Genomic DNA, 13,293 nt, shown 5'->3' on the forward strand with positions numbered 1-13,293 from the left:
GGTCGAAAGAGGAGGAAGGTTTAAGCACCCATGACGATAGAAACATGGGAGGTGGAGATGAGCAAAGAGGTACATCTGAAAACAAAGAAGCTTGAGGAAGAGGAAGTTGGCGAGGTGGAACTTAGAGAGCTTGAGAGGCTCTCCAAAGAGACCCTTGAAGACGGGATTTCCTGGGAAGAGGCTAAGAAGGAGCTCGGTCTTTGAGGTGCTTTGAATGGTTTACAGTGTTCTCCTCCCCCGAAACGCCATAAAAAGACTAAAAACGCTTCCGAACACATAAAACGGAAATTTGAAGAACTCGTTGAGGAACTCAAATATAACCCCATCCCTTCTGAAAAGTTCGACGTTAAGAAGCTCAAGGGAAGGGAAAACACATTCAGGGTTCGTCTGGGCGAGTACAGGGTAATCTACGAACTTCAGCGGAAGAAACTGCTTATTCTCGTCATCAAATTTGGGAAGAGGAAGAACGTTTACGAATGAAAATCAGAACTTCTCCTCGCATTCGCACGGCTTCTTCCCGCAGTAGGGGCAGACGCCGGGATATTTTTTCTTCGCGGCCTCCTCCAAATCAACACCGAGAAGGTTTGCCAGGCTTGCGAGCCACGCCAAAACGTCGGCGAACTCCTCCTCCATAGCCTCGCGGTCGTTCTTCCTTATAGCCTCGCTCAGCTCTCCAACTTCTTCAACGAACCACAAGAAAGTCCTCTCGACGCCTCTCTTAGAGTCCTTGTGGAAGTAAATCTCACGGATCATCTCCTGGAATTCCCTGAGCTCCATTTTCTCACCCGGAAAAAGGGAAGGGGAGACCCTTAAAAATCACTCGCTCGCGACCTCGATGAGCTTGCGCATGTGTATCTCCGCCGTGTCAAAGACTTCGACCGAGACGTCATCGGGCCTTATCGCAAGGGGGAGCTCGGTACAGCCGAGGATGACCCCCTCTATCCCCCTCTCCTTCCGGTATTTCTCCACGAGGGACAGCAGGTAAGGCTTGTTCTTGAAGTTCTCAAAGGCCAGTTCCTCGAATATTATCCTGTTAACTTCCTCTATCTCCTCTCTCCCGGGAACAACGGCCTCAAACCCCGCCCTGTTGAGGGCATCCTTGTAGAAGCCAGCGGTCATCGTCGTCTTCGTTCCGAGAAGGAGGACTTTCCTAACGCCTCTCCTTTTCATTTCTTCGATAAGGGCATCGATTATACTGACCATCGGGACGCTTACGGCTTTCTGGACGTCGGGAAATACAATGTGGGGCGTGTTCGCAGTGAGGGCTATGATCTCGGCCCCCGCTCGCTCAAGGGCTTTGGCAGCGTTTATCAGGATCTTTTTTCTTCCTTCCCAGCCACCAGGAGCGTTGAGGAACTCATTGAAGTTTATCGAGTAGATTATCAGCTCGGGGAAGGTAAAAGAGCCGAACTTTTCCCGACTCAGGCGAATATAGTTCCGGTAGTAGTAGCACGTTGACTCCGGAGTTGTTCCACCTATAAGCCCGATTTTCTTCATGCCAATCACCGAAAGGGATACCCCGGCTCGGATATGAAGTTTTTGGTCCAAAGCGAAATGTTTTAACCCCGCCGAACCTAAGGATAAGGATTTAACCGGGAGACCCGGAATCCCTTCGAGGTGAGAATATGCCCGTAACAACCAAAACAGGCGATAGAGGTTTAACCGGCCTCTTTACTGGCGACCGTGTTGTAAAGTACTCGCCGATAATGGAAGCGAACGGAACGATTGACGAGCTCGACAGCTTCCTCGGGGAGGCAAAGCACTACGTGCCAGACGAAATGGTCGGAATTCTTGAGAGGGTTCAAGTCCAGCTCTACGACCTTATGGCGGAATTCGCGAGCAAAGGAAAGTACGCCAAGGTGGGCGACGATGAAGTCCGCTGGCTTGAGGCTCTCACTAGGAAGTACGAGGACGAGCTCCAGCTTAGAGCCTTCGTCCTGCCGGGGTCAACGGTGGCGAGTGCGAAGCTCGACGTGTGCAGGGCGATAGCGCGAAGGGCCGAGCGGAAGGTCGCGAAGCTCTATCTTGAGGTCGGCATAGGAGAAAAGGCGCTCGTCTACCTCAACAGGCTCAGCGACCTGCTCTTCGTGATGGCAAGGCTCATAGAAAAGCGCGAGGGGAAGCTGAAGGAGGTTAAATGAGCCTCTCCTTTTATTCCTCCAGTTTTTCCTCGGTCTGAACGTCCGTCAGCAGAATTTCACGGTATTTCACCCAGTAGTAGGCTACCACGACGGCCATTCCAATCCAAAGGCCAAGGGCAACGAGCCACGCGGGATAGAGGTTCAGGAGTGGGCCAACGAGAACGAGACCGAGGGGAGTGGCAATCCTCGTGAGGATCCCCAGGGCCGAGAAAACCCTGCCGCGAACCTCGCTCGGAACTGCTCGCTGGAGCTTGGACTGGATGGGGATGTCTATGAACGTTTCAGTTACTCCCCAAATCACGGCAACTGCACCAAGGAAGAAGAATGCAGCATTTCTGTCGAGGCTCGAAAGGGGTGAGATAACCCATATGAAAGCCACTGTCATGACTCCATCTAAGACCATCGCCCCGAACAGGAACCTCCCCGCCTTTTTGCCGAACTTAACCGCTATGAGAAGGTTTCCGAGCAGGGCTCCGCCCATGAAGAAGCTCTCCATTAGGCCGAACTGAACGCTCGTGAACTTCAGAACCTCTCTCATGGCATAGGGGAGCAGAACGGCACCGAAGGGCGCCCCAAAGATTCCCATGAATATCGCAAAGGTCATCAGCGTCTTCAGGTAGTGGTGTTTAAAGATGAAGCGGACGCCCTCCTTTATGTCACTCAATACCTGGCCGAGCCCCTCAATCGGTTTTGCCTTCCACTCGTAGCGGATTAGCATCTCAAAGAGACCCGAACCGAAGAAGCTGACCGCGTTTATCAGGATGGCAAGCCTAATCCCGCCGATTCCGTAGATTAAACCGCCGAGGGCCGGTCCAGCGAGGCGGGCCAGTATCGTGAAAGAAGACACCGTTGAGTTTGCCTTTTCAAGCTCATCGGGTTCCACGAGGTCGGGAAACATCGCCCCCGTTCCAGCAGCAAAGAACGAGCCCAGAACCGCCATAACTACCTGAACTGCCAGAAGCTGGTAGATACCGAGGAAGTTGAAGGCTATGACGCCGAAGAGGAGAACCCCCCGGATTAGGTCAAATCCAACCATGAGCCACTTTCTGTTATACCTGTCGCCGACGACACCTGCGAATGGCATAACGATCAGGGAAGGGATTATCTCCGCCAAGATGAACGCCGTCATCATCGAACCGCTGTGCGTTTTGTCCAGCACGTAGAGCGGTAAAGCTACATCCTGCACCGCCCAGCCGAGCTGGGAAATGAAGCGGCCGATGGCAAAGAGCCAGAAGTTCCTGTTGAGGCCCTTGGAGCTTTTCATACCGACCACCGTTTTTGTTTGGCTCTTTAATTGCTGAATTGTGTAATCAAAGAATTAAAGAATTAAATAATCTCGACCCTCACGTCGCCGTTCACTGTCTTTATCCTGATGGGGAACTCGCCGGTTCCGATGATTCCGTCGGGAATCCCGATTAGCTCAACGTCGCTGTTGACCTTCTTTGCCTCGATTCTCGCGTCGCAGAACTCGGTGAGGCGAATAGTTACGTCCCCGTTGACGCAGTTCACGTTAACGTCTCCTTCAAGTTCCTCGATGGTTACAGTTATGTCCCCGTTCACGGTAGAAACTTCCAAAGGTCCCGCAACCCGAAGGTGGGCATCTATCTCGCCGTTCACGCTCTTCATAAGCTCGGCCTCGCAGTTCCTCAGCGTTATCTCTCCGTTCACCGTGGTCACTTCCGTGAATCGAACTCCTTCAGCTATGAGCTCCCCGTTCACGTTTCTTGCATTGACTGGAACTCCCCTCGGAACCTTGAGCTCCATCTCGACCCAGCCCTCCTCCGCTTTGATTATACCCAAAAAGCGGAACTTTCGCCTTGGCTTTTCATTGATGACGAGCTTTCCGCCCATGTTCTCGACTATCAGGTCAACCTCGCCGTGTTTTGTGTAGCTCACCTTGACCGCGTCCTCATCCCATGCGGAGACGTTAACCCTCCCGTTGACGAAGTTCAGGTGAACTTCTCTGACGTCCTCAAAGAGCATAGGCTCACCCCACGTAGTTCATCAGCTCGTCGAGGAGCTCCCTAACGCGCCTGCCAAGCATCGCCCTGTCCACACCGAGGCCCTCTATGAGGCCCGCGCTCTGCTCGTCCACTATCTCCTTCGCCTTCCGCATTACGAGCCGGTAGGCTTCCTCGTTCTCTATGGTGTGAGTCCTTCCACCGGCCCTTATCCTTACCACACCGTCCTTAGCGGAGATTACAACGTCCTCGATGCGTATCTTCGCCCTTCCCCTGCCGACCGTGACGGATATGTCGCCGGAGCGGAGCGAGACAGCTTCGCCAAGGCTTAGCGTTTCGTTTCCGCTCCTGTAAACAACCCTGTTCCCGTCGACTTCGATGGAGAACTCATCGGTCTGAACCTTCAGCCTGTCGCCGACCTTGGTTAGCTGGAAGCCGTTGCGGAGCTCCCTGATGGTGAGCATACCCTCTGGCTTCTTTGGATTGCCCTCGTGAATCCTGAAGGGCCCGATTTTCACTTCCTCACCGTGCGGCGTCTCTATTACCTCCACGAACGGAACCTTGACGTACTCGAAGTCCTCGCCCTCGTAGACCTTGATTATGCCCAAATCCACTACGCTTTCGCCCTTTGTCTTTCTGTAGAGCCTCTCAGGGTTTATAAGGCGGTTCGCTTCCTCAACGAAACTATCGTCCGCTTTCGCCTTCTTTCCAACTCTCAGCTCGCCCCACACTGCCACAGGACTTGAGAGAGTCTTCCTAATCGTCCCTATCGGCGTTTCAGCTTCCACCTCAATCTCGCCGTCTATCACCCAGCCAACACGCTTTCCGCCAACCTTCACTGGATATGCCTTCCCCTCTCCCCTCAGCCTCACGTCGCCAAAGTCGGCCCCATTGAACTCGTAGGCCTTCTTCTCGACACGCCAGCTGAAGCTCCTCTTTTCCGACCTGCCAACGAGCAGTCCCGCGATGGTCAGCACGACTGCGTAGGCGAAGGCCCTCCCGGCCAGATCGTGAAGATCCTTCGGCATGCCGAGCCAGCCACCGAAGTACAGGAAGACGCTCGTCCACAGGAAGCCCTTGGCAAGCGCGAAAATTATCCCGCTTACTGTAACTCCAAGCCACCTGCCGACGCTCAACAGCTCGAAGGCAAAGATTAGCGCGATTATCGCGTAAACGAGGTAGCGATTGTATGGTTCGAGGCCGAGGTAGCCTTTGAAGAGCCAGACTATCAGCAGAACCGCGGTTATCTTCTTAAGGTACTCCGCGATTTTGAAGCGCGGGCTTTCCTCAGTATAAAACGGATAGCTCATTCTTCCACCCCCTCCAAAGCGGTTATAATCTCAAGCAGGCGCAAAAACAAACGGCCGTCGGGCGAGATTTCGTACTTGTCTCCCTTGCGAACCATCCCGGTTTTGAGGAGGAGCTTGAGGTGATGCGAAACCGTCGGGCTTTCAACACCGAGGGCTTCCTTAATCTCCTTGAAGCCCATCGGCTTTTTGGACAGCATCTTGAGAATTCTAATCCTGTCTGGATTCGCGAGTGCTTTGAGGGTCTTCGCAGCTTTCTCTTCGTCGAGTTCCGGAAGCTGGCCGTCGCTCAGCTTCTTCCTGAGCCTCTCCTTTATGGAGAGCATGACCTCGTCAACCGGGTCAACGCTCTCCTCAAGCAGGGCCAGCTTCCTCCTCAGTTCCTCAAGCTGGGCCTTCAGCTCGTCCATGCTACCACCAGGTACAGACTTTTGTAGTACAATTTTCTGTACTTAACTTGCGCAATAGGTATATAAAAGTTTATCGGTTGTTAATTGTTGCCAAAAATGTTTTAACGCTTAAACCTCAGTCTCAACCATGAACATCGCCGAGATGCTCACGCTCATCGCTCTGGGATATGCCCTTAAGCGATTGGTTAAATCGGAGAAGCCCTTCGATTACCTCCGAATCCTGGTCAACGATATCCTTTTGGCCTTCTTCGTGTTTGGCAACGTCGCGAGCAAGGACCTAAACTACCTCCTTAGCATCAAGACCGTCTTCATCTACGTCTTTATCATAATAGGAATAAGTCTCTCAACCTCATACATCTACGCGCGCTTCAAGCTCAAAGACGACCCTTGGGCCGGTGCGCTGATGGTTCTCTCGGTCTACCCCAACACGGCCGCCCTCGGCTTTCCAATAGCGAGCCTCTTCCTCGACGACATAACGCCGGCGATACTCTACTCCACGACCAACTCGATGATAGTCATCCCGATCGTCACCTTCATAGCGGCCCACTACTCCAGCGGCGGCGCGAGCGTCAGGGAGAGCTTTCTAAAAGCTCTGAAGTTCCCGCCAACGCTGGCAAACCTTCTTGCCCTAACCCTGGTGATGGCGGGGATCAGGCTCCCGGACTGGATTCTAGAACCTATCAAGACTGTCGGCTGGTGGAGCATTCCGCTCCTCATAATCTACTTCGGTTCGCGGATAACGCTCAGGGCTTTTGACCTGAAGAAACTCCTCGAGGTCGGAGCCTTCAGGATAGCGATTCCCTTCGCCTTCGTCTTTCTCACCCTTCGGTGGGAGAGGCCTGAGGTTTTCTACTCGGTTCTCGTAGAGGCTAGTATGCCCCCGGCCATAGCGGCCAATGCGATTTTAGCCCAATACCATCTCAAGGCAGAAGAAGCCATAAGCGTGACCTTCGTGCTCACTCTGCTCGTCATAGGACTCTTCGTTGCACTCCGGCTTATCCTCGGACTAAAGTGAAGTTTTTGGAGGATTCTCAGTACTTTTACATTCATCTCGAATTTGTTTCGAAAACTCTTGTGGAGATACCGGTGTTCCCATGAAAACATCCACCATTAGGCTTACCTAAAGAAACGATAATAAGGACATATAACGCAACTTCCTCATAATATTCCTGACCCTGGAGGTGGTACGTTGAGGAAAATCCTGCTCGGAGGACTGCTCGTACTTTTGGTTTTTGTCGCAGGCTGCATTAGCGGCCCGTCCTCCGGAACAGAGGAAAAACCATCCCCTGGAGAAACCACGTTTTCTTCAACGACTACCAAAACCACCCCATCGCCCTCAGAAACAATGTCTCCAACCGAAACGACTCCAAGGCAGACCAAAACCCAAGTGCCCTCCGAGGATTGGGCGTATCTGGATCTGTCCCTTATCCCCGAAAACGAGCCTAAGTACAGCCTTCATAAGGGCTCCCTTTCCGACAGCAGTGTCAGTGTTGAGGTTCTCCTTATAGAGGGCCCCGCAAAGTTCGTGAAGACAAGCGCTAACTGGGAAGCCTCTCCAGGTGAATCAAGCGCCAACAACGTGGTGTTTCAGGTAAATCACGACGTTTATTACTTTGAGGTTGGCCCCACCGGCGTTTATTATGAGGGAGGCCGGGTTGTGGGAGACCTCTCCGACTTCGTGAGGTTCACGGAGGACAAGTACCTGGGATGGGAGAATGGGTTCGTTCGCATTTACTCGAGATCCCTTAACAAATACCGCGAGAAAAAGGATGTTATGGCCTACGCGGCCACGCTGATAAACGGAGAGTTCGCAATCGTTACCTCGGTTGAAGACAACCTCACCGTAACAACCTTCGTGAACGGTGAAGCAAGCAGTGAGGAGTACTCCTTCGATTGCCCGATTCTTTCAATGCATCCAGCCTTCACTGGAGACACAATCTCGGGATTTTACATGGCCACGACCTGCGGCGTTTACTACGTCAGCCCGAACCTTGAGACCTACGACTCAGGCTTAGGGGATTCAGCATGGATAATCATCTCTAATGATCATGATGACTTGGGGACGATCGTTGTTTATTCAAAGGACCTCAACGAAGTCGTCGGCCTGCACTACAGTGCCGAGCACGATGAAGTTCTCCACAGCAAACCCCTCTCAGTGAGCTACCGCCCGGACGCAGCTTCGGTCAGCGGGCTCTACTTAGCCCTGGCAAGGGGTACAAAGCTTTACCTCTACGAGCTGGGTGAGGACGGAGCCTACAACAATTTCGGTATCCTGGACTTTCCCTATCCGATAAGGGACGTCAAGATAAACCAGCTCTCCGGCGACCAGATTGAAGTCGGCGTCGCGTGGAAAGAGGGCTTCGCCCACATAGTTGGAAAACCGGACGATTTCAGGGGTGAACACTCCCTCAGCGTTGGGGAGGAAATAAGCACGACCGGAACGCAGACGTCAACGCCGCCGGCTCAGGCCGGACTTGAGGGGATTTTTGACATCTTCACAATCGAAAAGGTCAGCTTCGGGGAACTGTGGGGAGCAAAAATACACCTCGAAAAGACTCCGGACTACCGCAACGTCCACGACTGGCTCCAGATACGGGTCTACGAGCCGGCTGGTCTGCCAGAGGCGTACTTCGCCTTTGGCAGGTACATGGTTCACGTGACCGCTTCCTTTAGAAACTTTGTCGAAAGCAAGAGTGACTTCACCAAGTACGATGTCACGGAGGTTTATGAGCTGCCATCAACGCCGAAGGACTTCACCTTTGGCATCTACGACACAAACGACATCTTTATGGCTGGCCAAGACGGAAAGCTGTACCTGATATACGGGGGCGAGTGGAAGGAAGAGCCTGTTGGAAACGAAAAAGTAAGATGCTGGAAGTCGAAGACATACGTTACATGGGACATTGATGCAGATGGTGTTAACGTAATGTCACGTGGGGGCAACAACTACTTCGTGGGCTGGAAGGACGATAAAATATACGTAATCACTTACACGAACGAACAGTTCTACAACGCGGAGGAGGAGGGACTGCCAAAGGTGCAGCCCAAAGAGGTTCAGTTGCCCGAAAATATCGTGGCCGTTTACCCCCTTGACTACGGCCGGGGCTTCCTCATAAGAACCGAAACTGGGCTGTATCTCTACGACGTGATGGGTTACTTCGACTATGGGCCTGATAAACTTTACACCCTCCTGACGGACGCTCCAGGGATGACGGCTGTCCAGATATACACTGACGACGCCTACATCTACAGAGACGGAACCTTCACAGTGGTGTATGTGACCTCTAAATACGACGCGAACGACAAGGAGGTTCCGACGGTAAACGTCGTGAGCTCCAAGATAGCAATACCCGGCGTGAGGACCTTTGCCCCAATGTTCAACACATACAACACCCAGCTCGCCGTTGGGTTCGACGGAAAGATTGCCCTCTACAATGTCACGACCAGCTATTACTACGACGAGAACAACAACGAGGTCTATTTCCTCAACCTGACCCTCGATCAGTCCTTCAGCGTTCCATTCACCCCCGACTACGTTTACGGGGAAGACGAGTGCTACTGCCACGTCCATAAGCACGACAACTACTTCTACGCATGGGCCGGTAACGACTACTATGTCCTCTTCGGCCCGAAGAACAGGAGGTGGTAGTCTTTCTTTTTCCAACTTCAAGCTCGGGGTGGTGAACGAAATGGGGTTTATGGACTCTCTAAAGAGTGCCGCTTCCAGCTTTGTTAAATCCGTACGCCACAAGACCTTCAAGATACCGGCCGAGGAACTGGCCGAAAAGTGGGAGAAGCTCAGGCCTTACGGAGTTGAGATAGAGGCGGACACAAAATACGGAGGAAAGTACAGCACCTCAGCCTGGTTCACCATAGAGGACGTCACCGTCAAAGAGGTTGAGGTCGGGATCTTCCGGAAATCACGGAAAAAGAAGATCATTGTGAAGTGCTACCGCGAAATAGAGCCCTACGATGAGTATGACGAGGAAGAAGAGGAAAAGATAGACTGGTTCGATTTCTCAAAGGAGGAAGAAACGATAGAAAGAAAAGAGGTGACGTTCTGGGAGGGAGACAAGGTCAAGATACGCATGACTGAGGCGGACTACGAGAAGATGCTTGAACGGGAAGGGGATGTTCTGAGGTGAAGAGGGTAAAGGTTCTTCTCGTGCTCCTCCTCGCGGGAGTTCTGCTCGTGAGTGGCTGCCTCAATACAGGATCCAAAACAGAAACTTCCAGCAAGGTGGAGGACACGGCTGAAAGTCACTCCTCAAGCGTCCCTTCGGTTTCCACGAGCACAAGCGAACAAACCCATACAGAGGAAACAACGTCACCGAGAAAAGAACGGCCCAAGGGTATCTTAACGACAAAGATCTTCAACAAAACCTTCGCGGTGAACGCCTCCCTCGTCCCGGATTCCACCTTTGACTGCCTGTCAAAAAGTCCCGATGTTATAAAGGCCTACTACTCCGCGGTCAAGAGCGAAAAGAACGTCAGCGATTTCTTCGACCTGAGCGTTGTGGAAGAGAGCTCCCTCCTCGAGCTACACAAGGCCCTCTACCGGGCCGTTGACTTCAAGGAGCTCCAAATAAGCGAGCCCAACTGCTCGGTCATCAGCACGAACCTCGTGGCCTGCTCATACCACTACCATGCTGTTCTCATCAAAGAAGGCCAGGAGAAGACCGTTGAGAAGGACTACGTGACTTTCCTCTCGGGAGACGTTTGCAAAATCGTCTGGACGGAGGCGGAATCATGAAAAAGATAGTTCTCCTGCTGATCCTCGTTCTGCTGACCGCACCGTTAAAGTTCTCAGTTATGGGGCATGAACAAGGCCAGAGCACTTTCGTGGATACGGACGGCGATGGCTTAAGCGATGCTTTCGAGATGGCCTACAACGAAACGTACTTCGGAATAGTATACCGTCTCAGCCCTACCAATCCCGACACCGATGGGGACGGGCTGAAGGACGGGGACGAATTCTTGGTTGGGACAAGCCCGCTACTCAAAGATACGGATGCCGACGGCCTGTGGGACGGTGAGGAATTCTGGATGGGAACCAGCCCCCTGCTGGAGGACACGGACGGAGACGGTCTCACGGACTACACAGAGGTCGTCTACATCCCCAAAAAATACAACATTGCACCACCAAACCCCCTCGACCCCGATACCGACGACGATGGGATGAACGATGGGGCGGAGTGGAGCAGGGCGCACAGCGTGGACAAATTCTTCGACGGCTACCTGAACCCTGACAAGGACGGGGACGGGATAAGAGATGGTGCCGAGGTGTATACTTTCGTATGGAACGGGGAGCTTTACACGAAATACTGTGACCTAACACTTGACTGCGATGGAGACATGCTTTCCGACGCGGAGGAACTGGAACTCGGAACAACACCGTACAACCCGGACACGGACGGTGATGGACTGCTCGACGTCCTTGAGCTGAGGTTCGGCTCCAGCCCCTTCAAAACCGACACCGACGGTGACGGGATTGGGGACTTCGAGGAGGTATTCCCCCTGCTGGCGTACGAGTACAAGCTCACGGAGGATATACGCTCCATCATAGGCGGAGAACCCCCGGAGTGGTGGGACGAATCATGGGCATGGCTCTTTATATCCCCACTTAACACCACCGACATCTGCGTTCCCACGATGGAAGAGCTTGAGTCCGCCATTGAGCTGAATCAATATCCGATGGACGTTGTTAAAAAGTACATCCGCACCGGCCTGCACAGCTATCTAAGCAACGTCTACACCCTCGACTATCCGGAACGCTACGAGAGGGGGGACATATACAGCGACAACGCCGTTTGCTACCTCGGTATTCCCACAGACCCAACAAAATACGACACGGACGGAGATGGTCTGAGCGACTATGAGGAGCTGAATTATCAGCCGGCATGTCCTACTCCAGGGTGCTCCTTAGCTGTCTACTGGCTAATGCTCGACCCGAACGACTCGGACTCCGACGGGGATGGAGTAATAGACTCAGAAGACATAGTGCCGGTAAACTACGACCTCGACGGGGACAAGCTCATCGAGCAGGACGTATGCGCCTACTATACCGACTGCGACGGGGATAGGCTGAGTGATTACTATGAGCAATTTTTTGGAACGGATCCCAAAAACCCGGACACAGACGGTGACGGTTTAACCGACGGCGAAGAAAGCGGGGGCGACCTAAACGTTGCAAGCAGGATAGCAAGCAACGAAACCCCTTACTGGCACAACAGCGACCCCACCAAAACAGACACCGACGGCGATGGCTTCACGGACTTCGAGGAATACAAAAGCTGTCTCTCCTCGTGGAGATGTGTGGTGGACCCCAACCTGCACCCGGAGACAGCTCCCAACGTCCAGAAGCCAGAATACAACAAAACGAAAGAGATTGAATTTGTCCCCCGAATAGAGAGAAGCTACAACGTCACGGTCACCATAAACGGCAAAAAACTTGACTCCTCGACCGTTCTCCTCGAGACGGACAGCTTTTCCGTTGAGGTGGAAGCATCACCTCTCAGGGTCACCACTGGAAACGAAACCACCGAAAAGCCCCCTCAGAGAATATTCCTCTACACATCCAAATACGGGAACTTTGAGTTCCAAGGCAGTAGTCTCTCAAAGACATTCACCCTTGAGAACTTCACAAGGATTGGGGTTGAGTTCTTGGATCTTTTCATCAGAGTTGACTACGGGAGTTTCTTTGTGGATCTCGGGTACGATTTGACCTTCAAATACAAGACCGCTCCGGAAGTCGAGCTTGAGGAATCAAGCTGGGACAACAACCTCGACGTTGGAAAGCTCGTCTTCAAGTGCCGCTTCTGCAAGAACGCGACGATAATAGTCCCTGGCGCCCTCGTGAACGGAAGGGAAAAGAAAGTCATCGAACTGGGAAGGACGATGCCCCTTAAGTACCTCTACGCCAGAATAATCCCGCACCGATACACGGTAGCCAGTGAGGCCGACGTCGGAACTATCTACACGAAGTATGAGGACAGCGTCGAAGTCCTGAAGACCGGCAAGGACATAGGTCTCCTGACGGCCAAGATGGTAGAGGCGAGAAGTTTGAGGTCGAAGATAATATACGGCATGGTGGCGACTGCCAAGGGGATAAAGACTATCGTCGGCGGTGTTGAGGCGTTCATTCCGGAGGACGAGAGCACGGAGGTTGAGGAGGTTCAGAAGCCCAAAGGAGTCGAAACTCCAACATCGACGAGGTTCGACAAAGAGGCGTTCAAGAAAGGCCTGCTCGACTGGGTCAAGGAGAAGCTCGTTGATGCAACCTTCGACTACGTCACCGAAAAGGCCGTCAAGTACGCAGACGCCAAGGAGCTGGAGGCAAGGAGACACGAAACGACCTACCACGTGACGGTTAAAGCGTGCAACGACTTCGGTTGCAAGGTTTACAGCTTCTCCGTCAGGGGGTATGCATATGAGACCGATTGAGCTTTCTTTTCTTTACTCTCAATGAGTGGAG

At 52.8% G+C, this 13,293-nt stretch carries 14 protein-coding genes; 8 read left to right on the plus strand and 6 right to left on the minus strand.

All coding sequences use genetic code 11. From position 1 onward, the window contains the following. The first annotated feature begins 51 nt into the window (after positions 1-51). Entirely contained in the window at positions 52-204 is a 153-nt protein-coding gene (locus TGAM_RS11270; protein ID WP_169302027.1) for a hypothetical protein, read from the plus strand. Positions 205-210: 6 nt separating this feature from the next. Beyond that, positions 211-480, plus strand: a complete 270-nt coding sequence (locus tag TGAM_RS06850; protein ID WP_015858968.1) for a type II toxin-antitoxin system RelE family toxin — start codon at positions 211-213, stop codon at positions 478-480. Between the two features lie 3 nt (positions 481-483). Here the strand turns inward: TGAM_RS06850 and TGAM_RS06855 are convergent, their stop codons facing one another. Then, positions 484-777, minus strand: a complete 294-nt coding sequence (locus tag TGAM_RS06855) for a MazG nucleotide pyrophosphohydrolase domain-containing protein (protein WP_015858969.1) — start codon at positions 775-777, stop codon at positions 484-486. Between the two features lie 39 nt (positions 778-816). Next, positions 817-1,497: an aspartate/glutamate racemase family protein gene (locus TGAM_RS06860; RefSeq protein ID WP_015858970.1), complete on the minus strand. Its 681-nt coding sequence runs from the start codon at positions 1,495-1,497 to the stop codon at positions 817-819. A gap of 128 nt (positions 1,498-1,625) precedes the next feature. On the opposite strand from TGAM_RS06860, the gene TGAM_RS06865 reads away from it, so the two are divergent. Next, a complete protein-coding gene (locus tag TGAM_RS06865; protein WP_015858971.1) occupies positions 1,626-2,141 on the plus strand; it encodes a cob(I)yrinic acid a,c-diamide adenosyltransferase in 516 nt (171 codons plus the stop codon). Between the two features lie 10 nt (positions 2,142-2,151). On the opposite strand, the gene TGAM_RS06870 is transcribed toward TGAM_RS06865, so the two are convergent. The 4 genes from TGAM_RS06870 to TGAM_RS06885 form a co-directional block, all read right to left on the minus strand. After that, entirely contained in the window at positions 2,152-3,405 is a 1,254-nt protein-coding gene (locus TGAM_RS06870; protein WP_015858972.1) for an MFS transporter, read from the minus strand. A 62-nt stretch (positions 3,406-3,467) separates the two neighbouring features. Beyond that, a complete protein-coding gene (locus TGAM_RS06875) occupies positions 3,468-4,124 on the minus strand; it encodes a DUF4097 family beta strand repeat-containing protein (RefSeq protein ID WP_015858973.1) in 657 nt (218 codons plus the stop codon). A gap of 4 nt (positions 4,125-4,128) precedes the next feature. After that, entirely contained in the window at positions 4,129-5,412 is a 1,284-nt protein-coding gene (locus TGAM_RS06880) for a hypothetical protein (protein ID WP_015858974.1), read from the minus strand. After that, positions 5,409-5,819 (minus strand): ArsR/SmtB family transcription factor, encoded by a 411-nt coding sequence (locus TGAM_RS06885; RefSeq protein WP_015858975.1) that lies wholly within the window; start codon positions 5,817-5,819, stop codon positions 5,409-5,411. Before TGAM_RS06885 ends, TGAM_RS06880 begins: the two co-directional genes overlap by 4 nt. 127 nt (positions 5,820-5,946) lie before the next feature. Here TGAM_RS06885 and TGAM_RS06890 point away from each other — a divergent pair, with 127 nt between their 5' ends. The 5 genes from TGAM_RS06890 to TGAM_RS06910 all read left to right on the plus strand — a co-directional run bounded on the left by TGAM_RS06890 (position 5,947) and on the right by TGAM_RS06910 (position 13,262). Then, positions 5,947-6,834, plus strand: coding sequence for an AEC family transporter (locus TGAM_RS06890; protein ID WP_015858976.1), 888 nt, complete (start codon positions 5,947-5,949; stop codon positions 6,832-6,834). Positions 6,835-7,008: 174 nt separating this feature from the next. Continuing rightward, the gene (locus TGAM_RS06895; RefSeq protein ID WP_015858977.1) at positions 7,009-9,468 is read left to right on the plus strand and encodes a hypothetical protein; all 2,460 of its coding nucleotides are present in this window, start codon (positions 7,009-7,011) and stop codon (positions 9,466-9,468) included. Positions 9,469-9,508: 40 nt separating this feature from the next. Further along, positions 9,509-9,964: a hypothetical protein gene (locus TGAM_RS06900; protein ID WP_148206369.1), complete on the plus strand. Its 456-nt coding sequence runs from the start codon at positions 9,509-9,511 to the stop codon at positions 9,962-9,964. After that, positions 9,961-10,572 (plus strand): hypothetical protein, encoded by a 612-nt coding sequence (locus TGAM_RS06905; RefSeq protein ID WP_048811234.1) that lies wholly within the window; start codon positions 9,961-9,963, stop codon positions 10,570-10,572. The genes TGAM_RS06900 and TGAM_RS06905 overlap by 4 nt, the downstream gene beginning before the upstream one ends. Then, positions 10,569-13,262 carry a calcium-binding protein gene (locus TGAM_RS06910; RefSeq protein WP_148206281.1) on the plus strand — a complete coding sequence of 898 codons (2,694 nt, stop codon included), beginning with the start codon at positions 10,569-10,571 and terminating at the stop codon, positions 13,260-13,262. Before TGAM_RS06905 ends, TGAM_RS06910 begins: the two co-directional genes overlap by 4 nt. The last annotated feature ends 31 nt before the right edge of the window (positions 13,263-13,293 follow it).

The organism is Thermococcus gammatolerans EJ3, from assembly GCF_000022365.1.
GTDB classification, from domain to species: domain Archaea; phylum Methanobacteriota_B; class Thermococci; order Thermococcales; family Thermococcaceae; genus Thermococcus; species Thermococcus gammatolerans.

Bases quoted from the DNA above. Each gene is read 5' to 3' on its own strand.
- TGAM_RS06910 (WP_148206281.1), top strand. From the start codon at position 10,569: ATGAAAAAGATAGTTCTCCTGCTGATCCTCGTTCTGCTGACCGCACCG.
- TGAM_RS06880 (WP_015858974.1), bottom strand. From the start codon at position 5,412: ATGAGCTATCCGTTTTATACTGAGGAAAGCCCGCGCTTCAAAATCGCG.
- TGAM_RS06890 (WP_015858976.1), top strand. From the start codon at position 5,947: ATGAACATCGCCGAGATGCTCACGCTCATCGCTCTGGGATATGCCCTT.
- TGAM_RS06870 (WP_015858972.1), bottom strand. From the start codon at position 3,405: ATGAAAAGCTCCAAGGGCCTCAACAGGAACTTCTGGCTCTTTGCCATC.
- TGAM_RS06875 (WP_015858973.1), bottom strand. From the start codon at position 4,124: ATGCTCTTTGAGGACGTCAGAGAAGTTCACCTGAACTTCGTCAACGGG.
- TGAM_RS06860 (WP_015858970.1), bottom strand. From the start codon at position 1,497: ATGAAGAAAATCGGGCTTATAGGTGGAACAACTCCGGAGTCAACGTGC.
- TGAM_RS06900 (WP_148206369.1), top strand. From the start codon at position 9,509: ATGGGGTTTATGGACTCTCTAAAGAGTGCCGCTTCCAGCTTTGTTAAA.
- TGAM_RS06885 (WP_015858975.1), bottom strand. From the start codon at position 5,819: ATGGACGAGCTGAAGGCCCAGCTTGAGGAACTGAGGAGGAAGCTGGCC.
- TGAM_RS06865 (WP_015858971.1), top strand. From the start codon at position 1,626: ATGCCCGTAACAACCAAAACAGGCGATAGAGGTTTAACCGGCCTCTTT.
- TGAM_RS06855 (WP_015858969.1), bottom strand. From the start codon at position 777: ATGGAGCTCAGGGAATTCCAGGAGATGATCCGTGAGATTTACTTCCAC.